General features: G+C 73.0%; 23 protein-coding genes. 14 read left to right on the top strand and 9 right to left on the bottom strand.

Annotation, left to right across the window (positions count from 1 at the left end; genetic code table 11):
• The first annotated feature begins 123 nt into the window (after nt 1-123).
• On the top strand, nt 124-1,671 hold the full coding sequence (locus tag BL253_RS20975) for an AMP-binding protein (protein ID WP_131831533.1): 1,548 nt from the start codon (nt 124-126) through the stop codon (nt 1,669-1,671).
• Nucleotides 1,650-1,985 (top strand): hypothetical protein, encoded by a 336-nt coding sequence (locus tag BL253_RS20970; protein ID WP_076818832.1) that lies wholly within the window; start codon nt 1,650-1,652, stop codon nt 1,983-1,985. The genes BL253_RS20975 and BL253_RS20970 overlap by 22 nt, the downstream gene beginning before the upstream one ends.
• Before the next feature lie 137 nt (nt 1,986-2,122).
• Here BL253_RS20970 and BL253_RS20965 read toward each other — a convergent pair whose 3' ends face one another.
• Together BL253_RS20965 and BL253_RS20960 are read right to left on the bottom strand one after the other, a co-directional pair.
• Nucleotides 2,123-3,112, bottom strand: coding sequence for a cyclase family protein (locus BL253_RS20965; RefSeq protein WP_076818831.1), 990 nt, complete (start codon nt 3,110-3,112; stop codon nt 2,123-2,125).
• A gap of 166 nt (nt 3,113-3,278) precedes the next feature.
• A complete protein-coding gene (locus BL253_RS20960) occupies nt 3,279-3,734 on the bottom strand; it encodes a limonene-1,2-epoxide hydrolase family protein (protein WP_076818830.1) in 456 nt (151 codons plus the stop codon).
• 142 nt (nt 3,735-3,876) lie between these two features.
• Between BL253_RS20960 and BL253_RS20955 the strand changes: the two genes are divergently transcribed.
• A complete protein-coding gene (locus tag BL253_RS20955) occupies nt 3,877-4,569 on the top strand; it encodes a TetR/AcrR family transcriptional regulator (RefSeq protein ID WP_076818829.1) in 693 nt (230 codons plus the stop codon).
• A 280-nt stretch (nt 4,570-4,849) separates the two neighbouring features.
• Here BL253_RS20955 and BL253_RS20950 read toward each other — a convergent pair whose 3' ends face one another.
• The 4 genes from BL253_RS20950 to BL253_RS20935 form a co-directional block, all read right to left on the bottom strand.
• A complete protein-coding gene (locus BL253_RS20950) occupies nt 4,850-5,959 on the bottom strand; it encodes an alpha/beta fold hydrolase (RefSeq protein ID WP_076818828.1) in 1,110 nt (369 codons plus the stop codon).
• Nucleotides 5,956-6,225 carry an amidohydrolase family protein gene (locus BL253_RS20945; RefSeq protein ID WP_076818827.1) on the bottom strand — a complete coding sequence of 90 codons (270 nt, stop codon included), beginning with the start codon at nt 6,223-6,225 and terminating at the stop codon, nt 5,956-5,958. The genes BL253_RS20950 and BL253_RS20945 overlap by 4 nt, the downstream gene beginning before the upstream one ends.
• The gene (locus BL253_RS20940; protein WP_076818826.1) at nt 6,222-7,055 is read right to left on the bottom strand and encodes a mycofactocin-coupled SDR family oxidoreductase; all 834 of its coding nucleotides are present in this window, start codon (nt 7,053-7,055) and stop codon (nt 6,222-6,224) included. The genes BL253_RS20945 and BL253_RS20940 overlap by 4 nt, the downstream gene beginning before the upstream one ends.
• A 116-nt stretch (nt 7,056-7,171) precedes the next feature.
• Entirely contained in the window at nt 7,172-7,540 is a 369-nt protein-coding gene (locus BL253_RS20935; RefSeq protein WP_076818825.1) for a nuclear transport factor 2 family protein, read from the bottom strand.
• 463 nt (nt 7,541-8,003) lie between these two features.
• On the opposite strand from BL253_RS20935, the gene BL253_RS20930 reads away from it, so the two are divergent.
• The 4 genes from BL253_RS20930 (at nt 8,004) to BL253_RS20915 (ending at nt 10,447) form a co-directional block, all read left to right on the top strand.
• Nucleotides 8,004-8,447: an SDR family NAD(P)-dependent oxidoreductase gene (locus BL253_RS20930; RefSeq protein ID WP_076818824.1), complete on the top strand. Its 444-nt coding sequence runs from the start codon at nt 8,004-8,006 to the stop codon at nt 8,445-8,447.
• Nucleotides 8,448-8,449: 2 nt separating this feature from the next.
• Nucleotides 8,450-8,974 carry a universal stress protein gene (locus BL253_RS42370; protein WP_076818823.1) on the top strand — a complete coding sequence of 175 codons (525 nt, stop codon included), beginning with the start codon at nt 8,450-8,452 and terminating at the stop codon, nt 8,972-8,974.
• Between the two features lie 151 nt (nt 8,975-9,125).
• Complete coding sequence (locus BL253_RS20920; RefSeq protein WP_076818822.1) at nt 9,126-9,992, top strand: cupin domain-containing protein; 867 nt, start codon at nt 9,126-9,128, stop codon at nt 9,990-9,992.
• A 29-nt stretch (nt 9,993-10,021) separates the two neighbouring features.
• Nucleotides 10,022-10,447, top strand: coding sequence for a nuclear transport factor 2 family protein (locus BL253_RS20915; protein WP_076818821.1), 426 nt, complete (start codon nt 10,022-10,024; stop codon nt 10,445-10,447).
• 250 nt (nt 10,448-10,697) lie between these two features.
• Here BL253_RS20915 and BL253_RS20910 read toward each other — a convergent pair whose 3' ends face one another.
• Complete coding sequence (locus BL253_RS20910) at nt 10,698-11,144, bottom strand: nuclear transport factor 2 family protein (RefSeq protein ID WP_076818820.1); 447 nt, start codon at nt 11,142-11,144, stop codon at nt 10,698-10,700.
• Nucleotides 11,145-11,505: 361 nt separating this feature from the next.
• Between BL253_RS20910 and BL253_RS20905 the strand changes: the two genes are divergently transcribed.
• The 5 genes from BL253_RS20905 to BL253_RS20885 all read left to right on the top strand — a co-directional run bounded on the left by BL253_RS20905 (nt 11,506) and on the right by BL253_RS20885 (nt 17,518).
• Nucleotides 11,506-13,230 (top strand): N-acyl-D-amino-acid deacylase family protein, encoded by a 1,725-nt coding sequence (locus tag BL253_RS20905; RefSeq protein WP_076818819.1) that lies wholly within the window; start codon nt 11,506-11,508, stop codon nt 13,228-13,230.
• Between the two features lie 22 nt (nt 13,231-13,252).
• The gene (locus BL253_RS20900; RefSeq protein WP_076818818.1) at nt 13,253-14,449 is read left to right on the top strand and encodes an amidohydrolase family protein; all 1,197 of its coding nucleotides are present in this window, start codon (nt 13,253-13,255) and stop codon (nt 14,447-14,449) included.
• Entirely contained in the window at nt 14,446-14,679 is a 234-nt protein-coding gene (locus tag BL253_RS20895) for a hypothetical protein (protein ID WP_076818817.1), read from the top strand. Before BL253_RS20900 ends, BL253_RS20895 begins: the two co-directional genes overlap by 4 nt.
• A 137-nt stretch (nt 14,680-14,816) precedes the next feature.
• Nucleotides 14,817-15,968 carry a thiolase family protein gene (locus BL253_RS20890; RefSeq protein WP_076818816.1) on the top strand — a complete coding sequence of 384 codons (1,152 nt, stop codon included), beginning with the start codon at nt 14,817-14,819 and terminating at the stop codon, nt 15,966-15,968.
• Nucleotides 15,969-15,979: 11 nt separating this feature from the next.
• The gene (locus tag BL253_RS20885) at nt 15,980-17,518 is read left to right on the top strand and encodes an MFS transporter (protein ID WP_158230386.1); all 1,539 of its coding nucleotides are present in this window, start codon (nt 15,980-15,982) and stop codon (nt 17,516-17,518) included.
• On the opposite strand, the gene BL253_RS20880 is transcribed toward BL253_RS20885, so the two are convergent.
• Together BL253_RS20880 and BL253_RS20875 are read right to left on the bottom strand one after the other, a co-directional pair.
• On the bottom strand, nt 17,506-17,694 hold the full coding sequence (locus BL253_RS20880; RefSeq protein ID WP_076818814.1) for a hypothetical protein: 189 nt from the start codon (nt 17,692-17,694) through the stop codon (nt 17,506-17,508). The two genes, BL253_RS20885 and BL253_RS20880, sit on opposite strands and share 13 nt — an antisense overlap.
• 22 nt (nt 17,695-17,716) lie before the next feature.
• On the bottom strand, nt 17,717-18,574 hold the full coding sequence (locus BL253_RS20875) for an SDR family NAD(P)-dependent oxidoreductase (protein ID WP_076818813.1): 858 nt from the start codon (nt 18,572-18,574) through the stop codon (nt 17,717-17,719).
• Between the two features lie 331 nt (nt 18,575-18,905).
• Between BL253_RS20875 and BL253_RS20870 the strand changes: the two genes are divergently transcribed.
• Both BL253_RS20870 and BL253_RS20865 read left to right on the top strand, forming a co-directional pair.
• On the top strand, nt 18,906-20,114 hold the full coding sequence (locus BL253_RS20870) for a cytochrome P450 (protein WP_076818893.1): 1,209 nt from the start codon (nt 18,906-18,908) through the stop codon (nt 20,112-20,114).
• A complete protein-coding gene (locus BL253_RS20865; RefSeq protein WP_081438504.1) occupies nt 20,114-21,337 on the top strand; it encodes an epoxide hydrolase family protein in 1,224 nt (407 codons plus the stop codon). The genes BL253_RS20870 and BL253_RS20865 overlap by 1 nt, the downstream gene beginning before the upstream one ends.
• Nucleotides 21,338-21,430 lie beyond the last annotated feature (93 nt).

Here is a 21,430-nt window from a genome sequence, read left to right as displayed (position 1 = left end):
CCGCGGCCGCCTGACCGCGACCCGCTGACCGCGGCCGCCCGGCCGAGTCCGTCGCCCCCGCCCCCGCGGCCGGAGCCAGCCGGCCGCGGCCGTCCCACGACCACTGTTTCCAGGGAGTTGACCGTGCCCACGATCCCCCAGCTGGTGCGCCGCGCCGTGGCCCGCCACGCCGACCGGACCGCGGTGGTGGACGGGGAGCGCAGCCTGACGTTCGCCGAGGCCGGCGAGCGCGTCTTCCGGCTGGCGAGCGGCCTGGCCGGCCTCGGGGCCAAGCCGGGCAGCCGGGTCGCCATCCTGATGCGCAACCGGCTGGAGTACGTCGAGACCGACCTGGCGCTCGCCGTCGCCGGCCTGGTCAAGGTCCCGATCAACCCGCGGCTGTCGGACGACGAGCGCGGCTACGTGCTCGAGGACTCCGACGCCGCGGTGCTGATCACCGAGGCCGCCGAGCTCGACCGCGTCGTCGACGTCTGCCGGGCCCGGGGCACCGTGGTCGTGTCGGTCGACGGCCCCGGCGCCGGGGTCGTCGACTACGCCGACCTGCTGCGGGACTCGGCGGTCACCGGTCCGGCGCTGCCCGCCGACCCCGAGCGGCTCAGCCAGTTCCTCTACACCTCCGGCACGACCGGCCGCCCGAAGGGCGCGATGCTGCTCGACCGCTGCCGGGTCTCGGCGACGATGATGACGCTCACCGACGAGTACCTCGTCACCCCCGCCGACGGCATGATCCACGCCGGTCCGCTGTCGCACGGCAGCGCGTCGAAGCTGCTGACGTTCTTCGTGCGCGGCGCGCGCAACATCGTGCTGCCGAAGTTCGAGCCCGAGCTGTTCCTGCGGGCGGTCGAGCAGTCGGGCGGCACGTCGTCCTTCGTCGTGCCGACCATGATCMAGATGCTTGTCGAGCACCTGCGCGGGAAGGAGGTCCCGGCCGGGCTGCGCAACCTCACCTACGGCGGCGCGTCCATCTCCCGGCAGACCCTCACCGACGCCCTCGACGTGCTGGGCCCGATCCTCACCCAGGTCTACGGCTCGTGCGAGGCGCCGCATCCGGTCCTCGCCCTGCGCCACCGCGACGAGGCCGACCCGTACGTCCCGTGCGAGCTCGGCGTCCCGGCGGGCTATCCGTCCGTCGGCGTCGAGGTCCGGGTGACGACCACCGACGGCAAGGACGCCGAGCCTGCCGCCGACGGCAGCCGCACCGGTGAGCTGCTCGTGCGCGGCCCCAACGTCATGGCCGGCTACTGGAACAAGCCGGAGGCGACGGCCGAGTCGATCGTCGACGGCTGGTACCACACCGGCGACGTCGTCACGGTCGACGCCCAGGCAAGGTACGTGATCGTCGACCGGTCGAAGGACATCGTGATCTCCGGCGGTCTCAACGTGTACCCCGCCGAGGTCGAGCGTGTCCTGCGCGAGATGCCCGGCGTCGGCGAGGCGAGTGTCGTCGGCATCCCCGACGCCCGCTGGGGGGAGCTGGTGACCGTCGCCGTCGTGCCGGCCGACGGAGCGACCGTCGAGCCGGCCGCGGTCGACGCCTGGTGCTCCGACCGCCTCGCCGGATACAAGAAGCCCCGCCATGTCGTGGTCGTCGACGAGCTGCCGAAGGGCTCGACCGGCAAGATCCTCAAGCGGGAGGTCCGGGAGCTGGTGTGGCGGCGGGTGACCCAGTGATCGTCGTCGTGGACGCCTCGGCGCGCGTCTTCGTGGACCAGGCCGACGACTGCGGCCGCCTGCACGTCGAGAGCGCGCTGCCGCGCGACGCGCTGGCGAGGGCTCTCGACCCGGTTGGTACCGTCACCGAAGATGATCACGCTGTGCTCGATGTGGACCACCTTCACGCGCTCGCCGCGGCCTCGACGGAGCTGTCAGCGGGCTGGGATGCGCGGTGGGACGGCATGCYCGGGTACGCGGCCAGCAAGGGCTGGCTGGTCGAGCGTGCCGTGCGTGCCCACATCGAGTACGGCCAGACCCGCGAGGCTCGGTGATCGTCGGGCCCGGGTGAGGCCTCGCCAGGCCCCGGGCGGGCTCACGTCGGGCCCGACGATCGATCAGTAGCCCGAGAGGTCGCCGTCGAGGTCCCCGGCCCGGCCACCGTCCCCGGCGGCGCCAGCCTCCGGCCGGGTCACTTCAGCGCCAGAGGGTTGAGGGGCGAGCCGACGGCGCCGGTGACCCGCAGCGGCGGCGCCACGAGCTGGAACTCGTAGACGCCGTCCTCGGCGCAGTCGGCGGCCAGGGCCTCCAGGTCCCACAGCTCGCCGAGCATCATGCCCATGTCGCGCAGGCACAGCCCGTGCAGCGGCAGGAACATGCCGTCGACCGCCTGCTCGGCCGCCTCCAGCGCTACGTTGTCGGYGGCGACCGCGGCGACCTCGTGGTCGTGCAGCCAGGTCCCGCAGGTCCAGGAAAGCCCGGGGGAGCCGGCGCGCCAGCGCGCGGGGTCGCCGACCTGGCCGAGCTGGGACCACCAGCCGGTGCGGACGAGCACGATGTCGCCGGAGCGCACCTCGACGCCCTGGCGGTCGGCCGTCTCGTCCAGCTCCCGGGGGGTGATGCCGTGGTTCGTGGGGACGTGCTCCTGGTTGTGCGCCCTTGCGACGTCGAGCAGGACCCCTCGCCCGGTGATGCCCTTGACGTGGACCTGGTCGATGCTGTTGCGCGTCGCGCCCATGCTGGTGATCGCGCTCGCCGGGACGCCGTTGTAGAGCAGGTCGTCGTACCAGGCGTGGGCGAGCGCGTCCCACTGGGTCCCGGACTGCAGCGGCATGATCACCATGTCGTCGGCGAAGCGGAACGGCGAGGCGTAGATCGGGAGCATCGACGCCTCGCAGGGGCCGCCGTACCCGGGCAGCCACTCGGCGAGCGCGTTGGCGTCCCCGCCGTCGACAGTCATGACATGGATGGGGTTGCGCCGGAAGTGGTTCGACGGCCAGATGCCGTCGGCACCGAACGCGATGCCGAGCGGGAAGACCGCGCCCTTGCGGACCAGTGCCGCCGCCTGGCGTACCCGGTCGGCCGTCAGCAGGTTCAGCGTCCCGAGCTGGTCGTCCGCGCCCCACCGTCCCCAGTTACGCAGCCTCTCGCCGACCTGGCGGTATTCCTCAAGGCTCGCCATCGCGCCCTTCCGTCCGCTCGCCACGCCGCGGGGCGTGGTTCCGTTTCGATGTGGTCGAAGGACTGGATTCCGAGTCCGGCGTCATGCGCTCTCCGGACGACCTTCAGGAATACGGCCTGGCGTGCAGCGGTCGCGTCTGGTCGGCGTGGACCCGGCCGKGCCGGGACTACGCCGGGGTGTAGGCATGCCCCACCCGGCGGCCGAACTCGGCGAGGTCGACGCCGAGGTCGCGCTCGAAGCAGCCGAAGTCGTAGTAGTCCCGCCAGAGCGCGATGCGCCCGTCCTGGACGTGGAAGACGGTCGCCACCCGCATCACGAAGACATCGCCCTTGGGAAACGTGCCGGGCGGGAACCGGAAGGAGTCGACCCGCTCGTGGAAGACCCACTCGCCCTGCTCGACCTGCCTGACGATGTCGAAACTCTCGGCCTTCGCCACCTGGTAGAGCGCGCCGAGCCGGGCCCTGACGACATCGGCGCCCCGCACGACCTGCGCGGGCGGTTCCATGGGCACGTTCTCGAAGACGATGTCGGAGGCCGCGAACTCGTTGAGCGCCCTGTCGAGGTCTCCCTCGGCCATCGCGGCGGCGAAGGCCCGAACCACGTCGCCAGGCGTCTGCGTCATCGCGCATCCCTTCTCTGTGACCTGTCGGTAAACAGGACTTGTCGGTAAACAGGAATCCTGCATCCAGGTAGTCCGTGGTGCAAGGGGTCCTTGGTGGCCGTCGACGCGCGGCTCGGGAGGACGTGACTGGCATGCTCGTGCCATGCCCGCACAGCCGCAGATGCCCGCCGAGTCAAGCCGGCGAGCAGGGGACGGCGCGCGACCCGCTCGGCGGCGGGACGCGGCCGCGACCCGGGAGGCGCTGCTCGCCGCGGCCAAAACCCTGTTCGCCGAGCGCGGCTACGAGGGCACCCGCCTGCGCGACGTCGCGGCCGAGGCGGGGGTGGACGTCGCCCTGGTCGCCCGGTACTTCGGCGGCAAGCACGGCCTGCACCGGGCGGCGCTGGCGAGCGAGGTCGTCGACGCGGTCAGCCCGGCCGGGGACGAGAGCGCGACAGAGCTGGTCGCCCGGATCTTCGAGATGTGGGACGACAGCGGGATCGGCAGCGGGGTGCCGGCCTTCGTCATCCCCGGCCTGGCGCCGGAGGTGCGCGCGCCAGCGCTGCGGCTGACCGAGCAGCGGCTCATCGGCCCGCTCGCGGCCAAGCTGTCCGCCCAGGGTGTCGGCACGCCGGTGCTGCGCGCCCAGGCGATGGTCGCGGCTCTCATCGGCATCGGCCTCGTCCGCGCGGTCGGCAGCATGCCGGAGCTGGCGCGGGCCGACCGCGACGACCTCGTGCGCCTGCTCGGCCCGGCGGCCGAGCTGATCACCGAAGGCCAGGTTCGGCGGCGGCCAGGGGCGTCTCCGTCCGCGCCGGAGCCGTTGTCGAGGTCGCCCGAACCTCGCGATCGCTGAGGCGGGTGACATCGGCGTCGTCATCGCGGAGCCGACGCCGACTTTGCCGCCTGCCTGAACCACCGGAAGCCAGGCGGGGACGCGCCGGCTGGAGGGGGTGGGGCGTCCCAGAGGGCGAGGCGGAGAACGGGCGGGCCGGCCGGCCTTATGTCAACATTGGTTGACAACGACGGTCGACTCGGGAGCCCTGTCGGTCCCGGCGGTCCCGCCCAGGCCCAGGTCCAGTCAGGTCGCGGCGAGACCTGGGCCTGGGCCTGGGCGGGACCGCTGAAGGCGGGCGTCAGCCGCGCAGGTGCCCGAGCATCAGCTCCGTCGTGCGGCCGGCCTCCTCCTCGGGCATGAAGTGGCCGCCCGCGACGGGGAACGCGGCGAGGTTCGTGAACAGCTCGGCGTGCGCGGCCAGGACCGGCAGGTGGGGCAGCTTGCCCTCCGGCGGCAGCTCGCCGGGGGCCAGACCGGCGAACGCGGCCGGCAGCAGTGCGCGGCTGTAGACGAACAGCGTCGGCGTCTCCAGCGGGCGGTGGCGGTAGTCGGGGTCGTACACCGGCATCCACCCGTGGTCGGGATGGCTCGACAGGCCGCCGGGATGCTCCCACATCTCGGTCGCGACGCGCGGGTCCGCGAACTCGTAACGCACGCCGTCCCGCTCGTCCGGGGCGGGACGCGCGCGGTGGAACGGCAGCGCGTCGCGGTAGTAGCTGATCGCGTGGCGCCAGGAGGCCTCGCGCGCGAACGACGCGACATAGTGATCGACGTCGGCCTCGGTGAGGAAGCTCGGCCGGCTCGCCCGGCCCGCGAGGGAGAGCGTCGTCGCCGAGCCGATCGCCGGCCACGCGCTCTCGGGCGGCCCGCCGTAGGTGYGTGCCCGGCCGCCCATCACGGTGCCGACGAACTCGGCGGCGTGCCGGGCCATGAAGACCTCGGGCCGCGGCCGGGCCTTGAACCACCAGCCGTGCACGGCGTAGTCGGGCCAGATCCCCACCGGGGCGTCGAGAACCGCGAGTGTGGTGAAGCGTTCCGGGTGGCGCAGCGCCGTCGCCGCGGCGATGATCCCGCCCCAGTCGTGCCCGGCGAGCGCCGCGGTCGCGAGGCCGAGGGCGTCCATCAGGTCGATCACGTCGCGGGCGAGCGCGTCGAGGGTGACCCTGGTGCCGGGCTTGCCGGACAGGCCGTAGCCGCGGCAGTCCGGCGCCAGGACGCGGTACCCGCCGTCGGCGAGCGCGCGCGTCTGGTGGCGCCACATGTGCGAGGTGAGCGGGAAGCCGTGCAGCAGGATGACCGGCCGGCCGGTGCCGAGTTCGCGGACGAACACGTCGAGGCCGCGGGTGCGCACCAGGCGGCCGGGAATGGGATCGGTGCCCTCCGCGGGCGCCGCGCCGGGGGCGCTCACGCGGGCACCGCCGCGAGCTCGTCGAGGCGGTCCGTGACGAGCTCGCCGTTCTTCAGGACCGCGAGCAGCGACAGTTCCGAGTCGGAAAGGATCGAGACGTCCTCGACGGGGTCGCCGTCGACGACCAGGAGATCCGCGAGCCGGCCCGGCGCGACCACGTCCAGGTCGTCGGGTGCTCCGTAGGCGGCCGCACCGTTCACGGTCGCCCAGCGGCGCGCCATCTCGCCGCCGCCGCGACCGACGCGGCGGCACCAGGCCCGCCTCACTTCACCAGGTATCCGGCGTCCACCGGCAGCGCGATGCCGGTGATGTAGCGTGCGTCGTCCGACGCGAGGAACAGCACGGCGTTGCTCACGTCCACGGGCTCGACCCAGGGGATCGGCAGCGCGTGGTGGCTGGCGAAGCCCGCGCGGGCGTCGTCGACCGTCGGCGCCTCGAGGTCGGGGCGGAAGAGACGGAACACGCCGTCGTTGAGGATCATGGGCGTGGCGGTCATCGCCGGGCATACGGCGTTCACCCGCACCGAGAACGGCCCGAGCTCGTTCGCCAGGGTCTTGACCAGGCCGATCACGCCGTGCTTGGCGGCGGCGTAGTGCACGGCCTGGCTGCCGGCCTTGAAGCCGGCCGTCGAGCTCGTCAGCACCATCGCCCCGCCGCGGCCCGAGTCGGCCAGGTGGGCCAGGGTGGCCTTGGTGGTGTTCCAGACGCCGGTGAGGTTGACGTCGATCATGTCCTGCCAGGAGCGCGCGGTCATCTCGCGGACGGTCTCGAAACCGCCGATGCCCGCGTTCGCGCAGACGATGTCGAGCCGGCCCATCGCGGCGACCGCTTCGTCGACACCGGCGGTCAGCGCTTCGAGGTCCCGGACGTCGATCTCGAGGGCGGTCACCTGGCGCCCGGTCGCCTTCACCAGGCGGACCGTCTCGTCGAGGTCCGTGCGGGTGGGCATCTCGACCGGGTTGGTCTCGATCTGGTCGCAGATGTCCACGAGGATGACGTCGGCGCCCTCCAGGGCGAGACGCAGCGCGTGGCTGCGCCCCATGCCCCGGGCGGCCCCGGTCACCAGCGCGACCTTGCCGTCGACCCGGCCTGCCATCTTCGATCCCTCCGCGGGTATGTGGTCTGCTGGACGTGTGCCGTGAGATCAGGTTCGGACCGCCGCCGCCGCCGGCGGCCGCGTCGCGTGGGGGAGGCGGCCGACGCCTCGGCGGCTCACGCCCGCACCCGAGCGAGCGGGCGGCGGTAGGCGGCCATCCGGGTGACGAGCCCGTCCGCGCGGACAGTGAAGATGTCGAGGACGCCCCACGGCTGGTCCTCGTCGACGGTCCCGCTGCTCAGCTCGACGACGCGGGTGTCGCCGGCCTCGTACAGATGTGTGATCTCGATCTTCGGGAGCCGTCGCCCGACCGACCTCTGGTAGTGCTCGCGCAGGGCCGCGCGGCCTCTGATCACCGGCTCGTAGGCCGGGTTGGGGGGCAACGCCTCGCCGTCCTCGGCATAGAGATCGACGGTCTCCGCCAGCCGGCCCTCGTTGACGAGGCGGACATAGGTTGGCGCGACCCCGACGGCAGAGGATGGCATCGCACCTCCTGGGTTGGCCTGGCTGTCTGGCCGCAAAGCTGAATCCTGAATCCAGAGYGGACGTTAGTCCGATGTGACCTGGACGACAAGTGGCGAGGTGGCCCGGCCGCGACGCGGGTGCCCGGGATCGGGTGCCCGCGGGTGGCCGCGGCCGCATGGATGGCGCCCCGCTTCGCTCCTGCCGGCGCGGCACAGGTTGGCTCGACTCGAGCCCTGTCGGGGCGCCTGTCGACCCTCGGCCCGTGGCCCGCTGGCGGTCGCGGTGGCGGCCGATGGAGGCTGGGGCGGTTCGGTTGACGACGTCGATCGACCCGCATAGCATCCTGCATCCAGAATCCCGAGCCTTTGCTGGCGTGAGGCTTCTGACGTCACGACTCATCGATGGCGGGGCTCTCCCGGCGGCGCCTCCGCGCGGCGGCGAGGGCCGCTCCATCCTCCTTGGCTCTTGGTGGTGGCTCTGCCTATGGACACGACACCCGGGGCCCTCACCGGACGGGCCGTCGTGGTGACCGGCGCGGGACGCGGCATCGGGGAGGCCTGCGCGCGCCATGCCGCCGAGCTCGGCGCCGCCGTCGTGGTCAACGACGTCGATGCCGACGTGGCCGTACGGGTCGCGGCTGGCATCGTGGCCGCGGGTGGCAGGGCGCTGGCCCAGCCCGGCGACGTCTCGGACTGGACGGCCGCCGAGGCGTTGGTCGCCCGCTGCGTCGCCGAGTTCGGCGCCATGGACGGGTTGCTCAACAACGCCGGCATCATGCGCCTGGCCCGGCCCGAAGAGCTGGACGAGGCGACCCTGCGCCGCGTCGTYGAGGTCAACCTGCTGGGCGCGGCGTTCCGCGGGGCGCGCGCGGCGCGAACCATGGTCACCCAGGGACCGACCACCTCCGCCTCCCTCGGGAAAAGGTAATCATGCTTGCCTTCCGACGATCAGCGCGTTCCGCCCCCGAGCCCCGGGCCTCGCGTACCGACGCGCCGGCGGTCCTGCCGGAGCTCCCGCCAGCCGTGGCCGGCCGGGTGCGGGTGGTCGCCGTCGTCGACCAGGGCGAGCGAGGAGCCAGGGCGTTCGCCTGGGCCTGCGGATACGTGGGCCGTACCCCCGGCGCGGCGCTGGTGGGCGTGGTGGTGGACACCGGGCCGGCGCGCTTCATGCCCACCTTCGAGATGTCCTGCGGACCCGTCGTGGTGGGCCAGATGGCGGAGTACCTCGGATTGGCCGAGCAGGTCGTCGCCCTGCGCGAGGAAGCCGACCATCGCGGCGTCGAGGCCCATCTGGCGTACAGCGACGACAGCGTCGGGGCGGTGCTCGACGCGGTCCTCGGCGAGGGCGCTGACCTGGTTGTCGTGGGATTCCGCGGCAGTGGGCGGAGCGGGCTGGGCTGGAACCCGTTGCGCCGGCTCATGCGGAGGGGCCTACCAGTCGTGACGATTCCCTAGCCACCCGGCGAGCTGGCGCCGGTGAGCGGCGCCGATCGCAGGGTCGACGAGGGTTGGATCCTGGATTCCTGAACGCCTCGTTGTTACGGTGAGAGCGGCCCCGGCGATGCGGCTGCCAGGGCTTCCGCCGGCGCGTCACCTGGAGGGGTCCATGAGCGAACCCGACGTCCCCGGCCTGTCGGTCACGCCCACGACCGGGCGCGGTGTGCACATCATCGACCCGGACGCGATGGAGTGGTCCGACCCCGCCCCGCGGGCCGGCCGGGACCCAGAGGAGACCCGTCGCTCCGGCGTGCGGGARAAGTGGTTCGTCAGGCCGGCGGCCGATGACGACCGGTTCCCCGTGTCGGCGGTGCGCTTCCGCCCGAACTTCGTGTTCGCCCGGCACTGGCACACCGAGGGTGAGTTCATGCTGATCCTCCGGGGCTCCGCGGCTGTCGGTGACCAGGAGGTCGGCGTCGGCGGCATGGCCTACAACGACGCCCGCACCATCTACGGCGCCGAGGCGGCGGGGCCCGAGGGCTGTGACTTCCTCATGATCCGGCGGGCCTGGGCGCGTAACACGGTCGTGGCGACCGACGAGGACGTCGCCCGCGCCGGGGCCCAGGGCGTCGTCAACTCGCTCGACCGGGTCGCCGGCAGCCTGGCGGACAGGGGCCTGCACACGTTCGACCTGGCGTCCGTCGACCCGGTCGTCGACCCGGCGACCGGGCTGAGCACGCGCTGGCTGATGCCGCCCGACCCGGCCGGCGACCGGCCGCCGGTCGCCGTGGTCGACCTCACCGACACCAGCCCGGTGACGTGGGCCCGGCCGGAGCATGGGTTGTTCCTGCAGGTGCTGCGCGGCACGGCGGTCATCGACGGGACGCCCGTCGCGGCCGGCACGATGATCTACGTCGACGCGGCGCACAGCGTCACCGTCGCGGCGGCCGCCGGGGCTGGCGGGGCTGACAGCGAGGCGGCCCAGCTGCTGAGCGTGCAGCCCATCGCGGCCCCCGTTCACCAGGCAGCGGCCTGACCATCCCCGACCCGGACACAGGAGCGCGCATGGACGACGTTGACCTGCTGCTGATCGATCGTGCCTGTACGCGGCTGAGCCACGACTACGCCCGGCTCGTCGACTTCGGCCGCGCCGCCGAGGTCGCCGACCTGTTCGCCGACGACGGCGTGTGCGAGCTGTCGGCCGGGCGTTTCGAGGGCGCCGAGGCCATCCGGGCGTTCTTCACCAAGCGGCAGGCCCAGACGAACGTCGTCTCGAGACACGTGAGCACCAACATCTCGGTCGACGTCGTCGACGCCGACCACGCGACCGGGCTGGTCTACCTCACCTTCTACCGAGTGGTGTGGGACGGCGAKGGGCCCGCCCCGCTGGGGACGCCGAACTACGTGGGCGCGTATCACGACTCCTACGTCCGGACGCCCCAGGGCTGGCGCTTCCAGAGCAGGATCTCCAGCGTCGCGCTGCGCGCCTGAGTGGACTGACGAGCCTGCGCGCCCGGCAGGGCCGGACGTCGATGGTGAACGGCCGTGCCGGCCGCTGGTCGGGGGGACCAGCGGCCGGCACGGGACTGTCCTGTCAGCCGTGACAGCCAGGCGTTCGTGCTCGGCTCCCGCCGGTCCACCAGCGGGCCGCGCACGGACGGCCGGGCTACGCGGCAGCCGCCAGGAGGCGCGTCGCAGATGACCGCCGACGAGCTCGAAGGCGTGGCCGAGTGGGGACTGGCTAGGACAGTTCCTCGTACCAGCCCCAGAGCACGTCGTGGTTACCCGTCGCCCACTTCGCCTCGTGTGAGCGGGTGGCGACCAGCCAACGCCCATCGGTGCGGACGTAGGTGTCGCGGTAGATTCCGCCGATCATCAGCAGGGAACCACCGGGGAGACCGCGTCGGACGTGCTGGGCGATCATGTTGAACTGGCCGCGGGCCGCGTCGCCGTCGATGTCGAACTCGTGGTTGGTGAAGAAGTGCTGTGTTCCGTCGAGCTGCTCGAGGCGCCGGGTGCCGGCGAGCCACGACTCCAGGGCGTGCTGCTCACCGTCGGCGTGGTTGTAGTCGAACGTGGCGGTCGGCGTGAACAACGTCGCTAGTGCGTCGTAGTCCTTGCTGTCGATGGCGCGGGCATACCGGTAGCTCAGCTCGGTCAGCGCCGCCGTGTCGTCGAGGTACCCCACGGATCGCTCCGATTCCCCGGCTGGCCGCCGGATGCCGTGACGGTCACCTGGCGCCGTCACATCCGGACCACATGGTCGACCTCGCGGGTCAGCAAGTCAACGGCCATTGACATTGGTGTCGGGTGACGCCGCCATCCGGTCCGGCGTCGAGGCGCGCCGGCGATGGAGGTGGGGCATGGCGGTCGTCGAGCGAGTAGCGCCGGATGGCCTGCCCTCCGCGCCCGACTCGTGGACCGTCGCAGTGACGGTGATTACTCTGGAATCCTGGATTCAAGATCTTCGATCCGAAGGCGTTCTGGCGACGCGGGGTCCCGCGCGGAACGAACGAGCCCGCGGACGAGGCCCTGGGCAGGGAGAACAGATGTCATCGCTCCTGGTCACCGGCGGCACGGTCGTCGACGGCACCGGCGCCGCGCCGCGGCTCGCCGACGTCGTCGTGGCGGGAAACCGGATCTCCGGAATCGTCCCGCCCGGGACGGCCGCGGCGCGGCCCGGCGTGCCCGTCATGGACGCCACCGGCCTGGTCGTCGCCCCCGGCTTCGTCGACATCCACACCCACCTCGACGCGCAGGTGTTCTGGGACAGCGCGCTGACCCCGCTCCCGCTGCACGGCATCACCACCGTCATCTCCGGCAACTGCGGGTTCTCCATCTCGCCGCTGTCCGACGGCGCGGCCGACTACCTCGTGCGGATGCTCGCCCGCGTCGAGGGGATGCCGCTCGCGGCCCTGCGGGCGGGGGTCCCGTGGAGCTGGCGCTCGTTCGACGAGTACCTGCGGCTGGTGGAGGCCCGCCGACCCGTGATCCACATGGGCTTCCTCGTCGGGCACTCCGCGCTGCGGCGGGTCGTCATGGGCGAGCACGCGCACGAGAAGGCCAGCCCGGCGCAGGTCGAGCGCATGTGCGAGCTGCTCGCCGCCGCCCTGGCGGCCGGTGGGCTCGGCCTGTCGACGTCCTGGTCACGCAACCACGTCGACGGCGACGGCGACCCGGTGCCGTCCCGGCTCGCCGAGCCGGCCGAGGTCCTCGCGCTCGCCGAGGTCGTCGGCCGGTTCCCCGGGACCCAGCTCCAGCTCTCGCCGACCCCTCGGTTCCCGGCCGAGGAGGGCGCCCTGATGCGGCGGATGTCGACGCGGGCGGGCCGCGCCGTCAACTGGAACGTCTACGTGCCGGACGCCGCGAGGCGCGAGGCGTGCGAGGCGGCGCTCGCGACCAGCGACGCGGCCGCCGCCGAGGGCGGCTCGGTGTGGGCGCTCGCCTACCCGGACGTGATCCGGGCGCGCTACACGCTCGACCGGCCGGCGGTCATGCTCGACGCGCTCGCCGGCTGGTCGAAGCTCTCGTCGGCCTCCGCCGCCGAGAAGACCGCCGCCCTGCGCTCGCCACAGACCCGCGCGGCGCTCGCGGCGGCCGCCGTCCCCGTCTACGGCGAGCACTACTGGGAGCGGACGGCCGTCCTCGAGGGGCACGGCGGCCCGGCCCGCGAGCTGGAGGGCCGCCGGCTCGGCGAGCTGGCGGCCGAGCGGGGCGGCTCGGCGTTCGACGTGCTCTGCGACGTCGCGCTCGCCGACGACCTGCGCACGGCCTTCGCCCCGCCCGCGCCGGGGGACGACGAGGAGACCTGGCGGATGCGGGCGAGGACGTGGACCGATCCCCGCGTCGTGCTGGGCGCCAGCGACGCCGGGGCGCACCTCGACCTGATCACGACCTACGACTGGGCGTCCGCCCTGTTCGCCGCCAACCGGGAGCGCGGCGTGCTGAGCCTGGCCGAGGCGGTCCGCAAGGTCACCTCCGTGCAGGCCGACGCGTACGGCCTCGTCGACCGCGGCCKGATCGCGGTCGGCGGGGTCGCGGACCTCGTTGTCCTCGACCCGGACCGGATCGCTCCCGGACGCGCCAGCTGGCGCGACGACCTGCCCGCCGGAGCGGGCCGGCTCTACCAGGAGCCGGTGGGCATCCACCACGTCGTGGCCGCCGGCACGACGGTCGTGCGCGACGGCCGGCTCACCGGCGACGCGGGCGGCCAGGTGCTGCGCCGTGGCGAGGCCACATCCGCCGCCGTGACCGTGGGTCTCCCGTCCGCATAGTTCCCCACCCGAGGAGGCAACCGTGGCGACCATCCCACTGATCGCGAGCGCGGACGACCACGTCGTCGAACCCCCCGACCTGTGGACGTCCCGCCTGGCCCGCCGCTGGCGCGACCGGTGCCCCCGGGTGGAACGCCGCCACCAGGGCCGGGCCTGGCGTGACCCGGTGACCGGCTTCCCCCGCGAGGAGCCGGGCGGCGAGGGCGCGCTGGTCGACTACTGGCACTACGAGGACGCGTGGACGTCCATCAAGGGGTTCCTGCACTCCGCCGGTGACCCCGATCTCGTCCGGCCGACCGGGATGCTGTTCGAGCAGATGCGCCCGGGCTGCTACGACCCGGCGCGGCGCCTGGCGGACATGGACGCCAACCACGTCGAGGCGTCGCTGTGCTTCCCGAACTTCCCGCGGTTCTGTGGGCAGGCGTTCAACGAGGCGTCGGACCGGGAGCTCGCCGAGCTGTGCGTGCGGGCCTACAACGACTTCATGGTCGAGCAGTGGAGCGCGGGCTCCGGGGGCCGGCTGATCCCGCTGTGCCTGGTGCCGCTGTGGGACGCCGGCCTGGCGGCGGCCGAGGTCCGCCGCAACGCCGCCCGCGGGGTGCGGGCCGTGACGTTCAGCGAGATTCCCCCGTGGCTCGGGCTGCCCAGCATCCACTCCGGCTACTGGGACCCGTTCTTCCAGGCGTGCGACGAGACCGGCACGGTGATCTTCTGCCACATCGGGTCGGGCACGAAGATCCTCAACACCTCGCCGGACGCGCCCCAGTCGGTGTCCGCTGTCGCGATCTTCGCGAACAGCTGCGCCTCGATGCTCGACTTCCTGATGTCGGGCGTGTTCGCCCGCTTCCCCAACCTGAAGGTCTGCTACGCCGAGAGCCAGATCGGCTGGATCCCCTACGTCCTGGAGCGGGCCGACGACCTGTACGCCCAGCAGGGGTGGACGTTCACCCCGCCGCTGGCCGACAAGCCCTCCGACTACTACCGAGACCACGTCTACTCGTGCTTCTACCGGGACCGGACCGGCATCCTCAACCTCGACGCGATCGGCGCGGACCAGGTCCTGTTCGAGGTCGACTACCCCCATGGCGACACGACCTACCCGGACTCCCTCAAGGCCGCCGAGGAACAGTTCGGCGACCTGGACCAGGAGACCGTCGACAAGATCGCCCGAGGGAACCTCATCCGCCTGCTCGGCCTGGAGCTGCCGCCCGTCCGGTGAGCACCATCTCGGGCGGGGTGACCCGCGACGCCATGGCGCTGCACCTCATGGTGGACGGCGTCCCGTTCGGCGGCGTCGGGCACAGCGGCATGGGCTACTACCACGGCAAGGCTGGTTTCGACACCTTCACCCACAACCGCGCCATCACCGCGAGCGCTCTCCCCTTCGCCGTGGCGTCGACCTTCGTTCCRCCGATGGTCGCGCCGCCCGCCTCGCCGGTGGACCGATGACCCCGCTCGGCGATGTGACGCATTCGCCGGGACGAGACGAGTCATCGCTGGAGACCTGAATCCAGGATTCATATACTGGCCTTATGGGGCCGGCCGGAGCGCGCGGCCGTGCGGCGGCAGTGACCGAGAGGATGACCATGGCTCGTGACGCGGTGATCGTGGCGGCGGTGCGGACACCACTCGGGAAGCGCGGCGGCGCGCTGTCCGGGGTGCACCCGGCCGACCTGTCCGCGCACGTGCTGCGCGCGCTGGTGGAGCGCGCCGGCGTCGCCCCGGGCCTGGTCGACGACGTCGTGTGGGGGTGCGTCAGCCAGGTCGGTGAGCAGACCTTCGACATCGCGCGGACCGCCGTCCTGTCGGCCGGCTGGCCGGAGCACGTGCCCGGCGTGACCGTGGACCGGCAGTGCGGCTCGTCGCAGCAGGCGGTCCACTTCGCCGCCGCGTCGGTCATCGCCGGGCACTACGACCTCGCGGTCGCCGGCGGCGTCGAGTCGATGTCACGCGTCCCGATGTTCTCCGCGATCACCGAGGGGACCTCGCCGCTGGGGGAGGGATACGCCGAGCGGTACGGCCCCGAGTTCCCGAACCAGGGAATCGGCGCCGAGGACGTCGCCGCGACGTGGCGCCTGACCCGGACGCAGCTCGACGAGTTCAGCCTGCGGTCCCACGCGCGAGCGGCCCACGCCATCGACGATGGGCGGTTCGACGCCGAGATCGTGCCGGTGACGCTGCCCGACGGCCAGGTCGTCGACACCGACGAGGGCGTCCGCCGCGGCGGGTCGCTGGAGCGGATGGGCCAGCTGCGGCTGGCCTTCCGGCAGGACGGCGTCATCACCGCGGGCAACGCCTCGCAGATCAGCGACGGCGCGGCCGCCGTCCTGGTGACGACCTCCGAGCGGGCGGCGGAGCTCGGCCTCACGCCGCTCGCCCGGGTGCACACCGCCGTCGTGCTGGGCGCGGCGCCGATGCCCATGCTGACGGCGCCGATCCCGGCGACCGAGCGGCTGCTCGCCCGCAGCGGCCTGTCCATCCACGACATCGGCGCGTTCGAGGTGAACGAGGCCTTCGCCTCGGTGCCGCTCGCCTGGCTCGCCGAGACCGGAGCCGACGAGAAGGCCCTGAACCCCAACGGCGGGTCGATCGCGCTCGGCCACCCGCTAGGGGCGAGCGGCGCCCGTCTGATGACGACGCTCGTCCATCACATGCGCCAGCAGGGCATCCGGTACGGGATGCAGACGATGTGCGAGGCCGGTGGGCAGGCCAACGCCACCCTGCTCGAACTGCTGTGACGTCCGCCCGCTTGCGGCCGGAGCCGCCGGCGGCCGGCGCCGCGGGCCCGGCCGGCTCGGAACCCACGCGGACGGCCACGGCGTCGAGCCGGCTCCTCCTGCCCGTCCTGGTGTCCGTGGGTGTGCTGATCTCGCTGATCAGCAGCCTCGGCGCGCCCCTGATCCCGACGATCGCCCGGACCTACCACGTCTCGGAGAGCGCCTCCCAGTGGTCGCTGACGATCACCCTGCTCGCGGGCGCGGTCATCACGCCCCTGCTGGCCCGGCTCGGGGATGGGCGCCACCGCCGGTCGGTCCTGATCGGCGCGCTCGCCCTGGCCACCGTCGGCGGGGTGCTGGCCGCGCTCCCGGCCGGCTTCGTCTGCCTGCTGGTCGGGCGAGCGTTGCAGGGCGCGGCGAGCGGCCTGGTTCCGATCGCCATGTCGATCGCGCGCGACAACCTGCCGCCCGACCGGGTCAGGCACGCGGTGGGCACGCTGTCGATCAGCTCCGCGGTCGGTGTCGGGCTCGGTTACCCCACGACCGGGCTCATCGCCAAGTATCTCGACTTCCGCGCGGGCTACTGGTTCGCGGCGATCTTCGGGGCGGCCGCCGTGGTGCTGACGGCCCTCGTCGTGCCGGCCGACGAGGGGCGCCCGGACAGCCGGGTCGACCCGAGGGGCGCGTTTCTGCTGGTCACCGGCTTCGGCGCCGTCCTGCTCGCCATGAGCGAGGGTGAGCCGTGGGGCTGGGGCTCGGGCCGCGTGCTCGGCCTGTTCGCCGGGGGGACCGTGCTGCTCGCCGGCTGGGCCTGGCRGGAACTGCGCTCGGCTTACCCGGTCGTCGACCTGCGGCTGATGGCGAACCGGGCCGCGCTCGCCGGGAACGTGACCGGGCTGCTCTCCGGCGTCGGGATGTACCTGCTGCTGGCGCTGATCGTACGGTTCGTGCAGACACCCCAGGCGGCCGGCTACGGCTTCGGGGCGTCCGTCGTCGTGGCGGGTCTCGTGCTCATCCCGTTCTCGTTGATGACGGTGGTGTCCAGCCGGATCGCGCCTCGGATCGAGCAGTGGCTCGGTTTCCGCTCGGTGATCCCCATCGGCTGTCTGGCGTTCGTCGTGTCCCTGGTGGTGTTCCGGCTGGAGCGGGCGCACCTCTGGGAGCTCTACCTGGTCATGGGCCTGGCCGGTCTGGGTGTCGGCTGCGCCTTCGCCGTCCTGCCGCGGCTCGTCCTGAGATCCGTGCCCGCGGCCCAGACCAGCAGCGCGCTCGGCGCCAACCAGGTCATGCGCTTCGTCGGGTTCGCGATCGGCAGCGCGCTGAGCGCCACGATCCTCGACGCGTACACCCACGGCCCGTCCGCCCTGCCCAGGGCCGCCGGCTACGACACCGCCGCCATCATCGGGGCGGTGGTGTGGGCGCTGGCCGGCGCGGCCGCGTACCTGCTGCCCGGCCGGTCCCTTGCCGCCCGGGCCGCCGCGCCAGCGACCCCCGCCGCGGCGCGGCCGGTGCACCGCGAGGAGCCGTCGGCCCCGGTACCGCCGTCCCCGGACACCCATCACGCCCGGTGAACCGCGCGGGCCGGCCAGGTGGCTGGCGCCGCGCTCGGGCTGGTGACGGGGAACAGCGTCAGGTCGGCGACCGTGTTCACGTGCTCGACCCAGTCGTCCTGGGCTCGCGGCAGCGGTTCGGTCGCCACCACGCCGCGGCGGTCGAGGTCGGCGACGTAGTCCGAGATCCACTCCACGGGACGCCGTCGTCGCCGCGCCTCAGCCGGCGTCGGTCGGCGGGCTCGTGACCGCCGTGACGGCCTCGGCCACGGCGCGCAGGCGGGCCTGGACGACGGCGCCGCTGTCGGGGTGCGTGAGGACGTGCAGGCGGTCCTGCTCGATGCCCTCCAGAGCCAGCCGGGCGACGTCCGCCGCCGCGAGCACCGTGCCCGGCCGCACGACGGGGGCGTCGCGGGTGGCGTCGTCCAGCTCCCGTCCGCCGACGGCCCAGCGGCCGACGCCGCCCGGCCGGCTGGCCACGGAGTTGTCCCGGATCCCCGTGGCCACCAGCCCGGGGCAGACGACGGTGACGCCGACCGCGACACCCGCCGCGTCGAGTTCCGCGCGCAGGGTCTCGGACAGGCCGATGACGCCGTGCTTGGCGGCGTTGTACGGCGCGAGTGTCGGCAACGGCGCGAGGCCGCCGACGGACGCCGTGTTCAGGACGTGACCGTGGCCCTGGCGGACGAGGTGCGGGACGAACGCGCGGACGCCGTGGATGACGCCGAACAGCGAGACGTCGACGACCCACCGCCACACGTCCAGCGACTGCTCCCACATCGGTGCCGGCGGTCCGACGACGCCGGCGTTGTTGCAGATCACGTCGACCCGGCCGAACTCCGCGAGCGTCGCCGACGCGAGGGCGTCGACCTCCTCGGCCCGCCGGACGTCAGCGGCACGTGTCAGGACGCCGGCGTCGCCGCGCGGCAGTGTCTCCCGGGCCGCGTCCAGCGCGTCGGCACGCACGTCAGTCAGCACCACGTGCAGCCCCCGCCTGGCGAAGGCCACGGCCATCGCCAGGCCGATGCCGCTCGCGGCACCGGTGACCACCGCGACCTGCCCCGCTTCCAGCTTCATCCGTCCTCCACGTCGCTCCCCGGGGCGCCGGACATGATCGTCGTTTCTGCCCGCTCAGAGTGATCATGTCGATGGCGCGGGCGCGGCCAGGCGGCGGCGCAGGTCCGCGAGCACGTCCGAGGAGACCTCGGGAGTGAAGGACGCGGCGACACGCGGTGCCATGAGGTCTCCGGGGAGCTCGGGCGGGGCAAACGTCTACCCACGTCGATCCCGTTTATCGTATCCTGGATCCAATATCTAGCTCAAGCCAYGCCACCCTGTGGGTACTGGCAAGCGCGGGGAAGGCTTTAGGATCCTACATCCAGAATCCTGGTAGGAAGTGGTCCGTTTCATGACGACACAGCCATCCAGCGAGGCGGCCGAGCCGATCGAGGCCGTCGCGGCGCGGTTCGAGGTCCACGACCCGGCGCTGCAACACGATCCGCATCCGGTGTACGCCCGCTTACGGGCCGAGCGCCCGGTCGCCCACTCCGACATGCACGGCGGGCACCACATCCTGTCGCGCTACGACGACGTCCTGGCGGTGCTCCAGGACCCGGCCCGGTTCTCCTCGTCCGGCGTGCTGATCCCCTCCTGGGAGTTTCCCGTCGGCGGCCCGCAGATCCCGCTCGAGATCGATGGTGAGGACCACCGCCTCTACCGGGTCGCGCTCGCGAGCCTCTTCAGCCCGGCCCAGATCGCTCCGCTCGAACCCCTGATGCGCACGACGGCGCGCCGCCTGCTTGCCGCGATCTCCGCGAAGGGCGGCGGAGAGATGATCTCTGAATACGCCTCGCCGCTGGCCGCGGAGACCTTCCTGCACACGTTCGACATGACGCGGGACGTCCTCCCGGACCTGCTGGCCTACAAGGACCTGCTCATCCGGGGTGGCGGCGAGCGCCGCGACGACCTGGCCGCCGGGTCGCCGGCGATCGTCGGCCTCTTCCAGGAGCAACTGGAGCGACGCAGGGCCGAGGGGGCCACCGGCCCCGACGCGATGAGCCAGCTCCTGCGGGCCCGGTTCGCYGGCCGGCCACTGACGGACGACGAGATCGTCAACATCTCGGTCGTGATCATGCTGGCCAGCCTGGACACGACGTCGGCCGCGCTCGGCAACATCCTGGCGTTCCTCGTGAACCACCCCGACCATCGACGCCAGCTCACCCAGGATCCGGCGCTGATCCCGGGCGCGGTCGAGGAGCTGCTCCGGTACGAGGGCATGATATCCAACGGCCGGCTCGTCACCGAGAAGGCGACCGTCGGCGGCGTCGAGCTGTCCCCCGGCGAGCGGGTCATGCTGCTCTACGCCTCCACCGGCCGCGACGAGCGGAAGTACGACGACCCCGAGACGGTCCAGTTCGAGCGGGCGAACATCCGGCACCTGACGTTCGGTGCCGGGCCGCATCGCTGCCTGGGCATGCACCTGGCCCGGCTCACCCTCCGGGTGGGCATCGAGGAGCTGCACGGCGTCACCACCGACTACCGGCTGGCTCCCGGCAGCGAGCCCGAGTGGGCGCTGGGGCACGTGCGCGGGCTGCTCTCGCTCGAGCTGACGTTCTGATGGCGGCGGCGGACGTCGTGGCGGCGGAGATGGCGGCGCCGGAACGGTTCGTCCCGACGATCCCCGCGGAGGTCCACAAGGACCTGGAGCACCGGGTCGCTTCCTGGCGGCGCTCGCCGGCGCGGCCGGGCCCGGGCTGGGCCTACGGGGTGGATCACGACTACCTGGCCGACCTGGCCGGCACATGGCTCGACGGCTTCGACTGGCGGGCGGTCGAGGGGCGTATCGCCGCGCACGAGAACTACCGGGTGGTGATCGACGGGCAGCCGGTGCACTTCCTGCGCGTGCCCGCCCGCGGCACGCGCTCGCTGCCGCTCGTCCTCTCCCACGGCTGGCCCGCGACGTTCTGGGACTACCGGGCACTGCTCGGGCCGCTGTCGGACCCGGCGGCGCACGGGGGTGACCCGGCCGACAGCTTCGAGCTGATCGTCCCGTCCATGCCGGGCTTCGCCTGGTCCATGCCGCTGGCCAGGGCCGGCTTCAACTACTGGTCGGTCGGCGAGCTGTGGCACCGCCTCATGCATGGCGTTCTCGGGTTCGAGCGGTACGGCGCGCACGGCTCGGACTGGGGCGACATGATCAGCTTCGCGCTGGGGCACGCGCACCCGGAGCACGTCGTCGGCGTGCACGCGACCCGCCCCGCGCCGCTGGACGTCTTCGGCGGGCCGCGGCCGTGGTCGACCGACCTGATCAGCCACGCCGGGCCGGACGTCGCCCCGGAGCTGGGCGCCCGCCTGGTCCGCTGGGAGCGCGGCGTGGCGCCGCACGTCGCCGTCCAGAACATCGAGCCCGACACCCTGGCGGTCGCCCTGGACGACTCGCCCATGGGCTGGCTCGCCTGGTATGTCCAGCGGCTGCGGGCCTGGAGCGACCGCGGCGGCGAGGACGGCGATCTCGAGGCGGTCTTCAGCCGGGAGGACATCCTCACCAACGCCACGATGATGTGGGGGACCGGTTCCRCCGGCTCCTCGACGCGTATCTACGCCGAGGCGTCCCGCAACCTGTGGCGGCCCGTCCGTGCGGGGCGGCCGGTGGTGGGCGTCCCGACCGGGCTGACGCTGTTCGAGCCCGACCTCCCCCTCGGCCGGTCCTCCCCGGTCGACGAGTCGTACTTCAACCTCCGCCTGGTGCGCTGGCACGAGAGGGGAGGCCATTTCCCCGCTCTCGAGCGCCCGGACGCGCTCATCGCGGACATCCGGGACACGTTCCGCGGGCTGAGCTGACCGCGTCCCGCACGCGCCGGTCCGACGCGAGGCGCTGGCCCATGGACGACGAAACACCTGTGCCCACGTCGAGATCGGCCTTTCCACGCCCAG

The organism is Pseudofrankia asymbiotica (assembly GCF_001983105.1).
Taxonomy (GTDB): Bacteria; Actinomycetota; Actinomycetes; order Frankiales; family Frankiaceae; genus Pseudofrankia; species Pseudofrankia asymbiotica.
The sequence above is the reverse complement of the archived record's forward strand: the minus strand, read 5'-3'. Positions and strand labels throughout refer to the sequence as shown.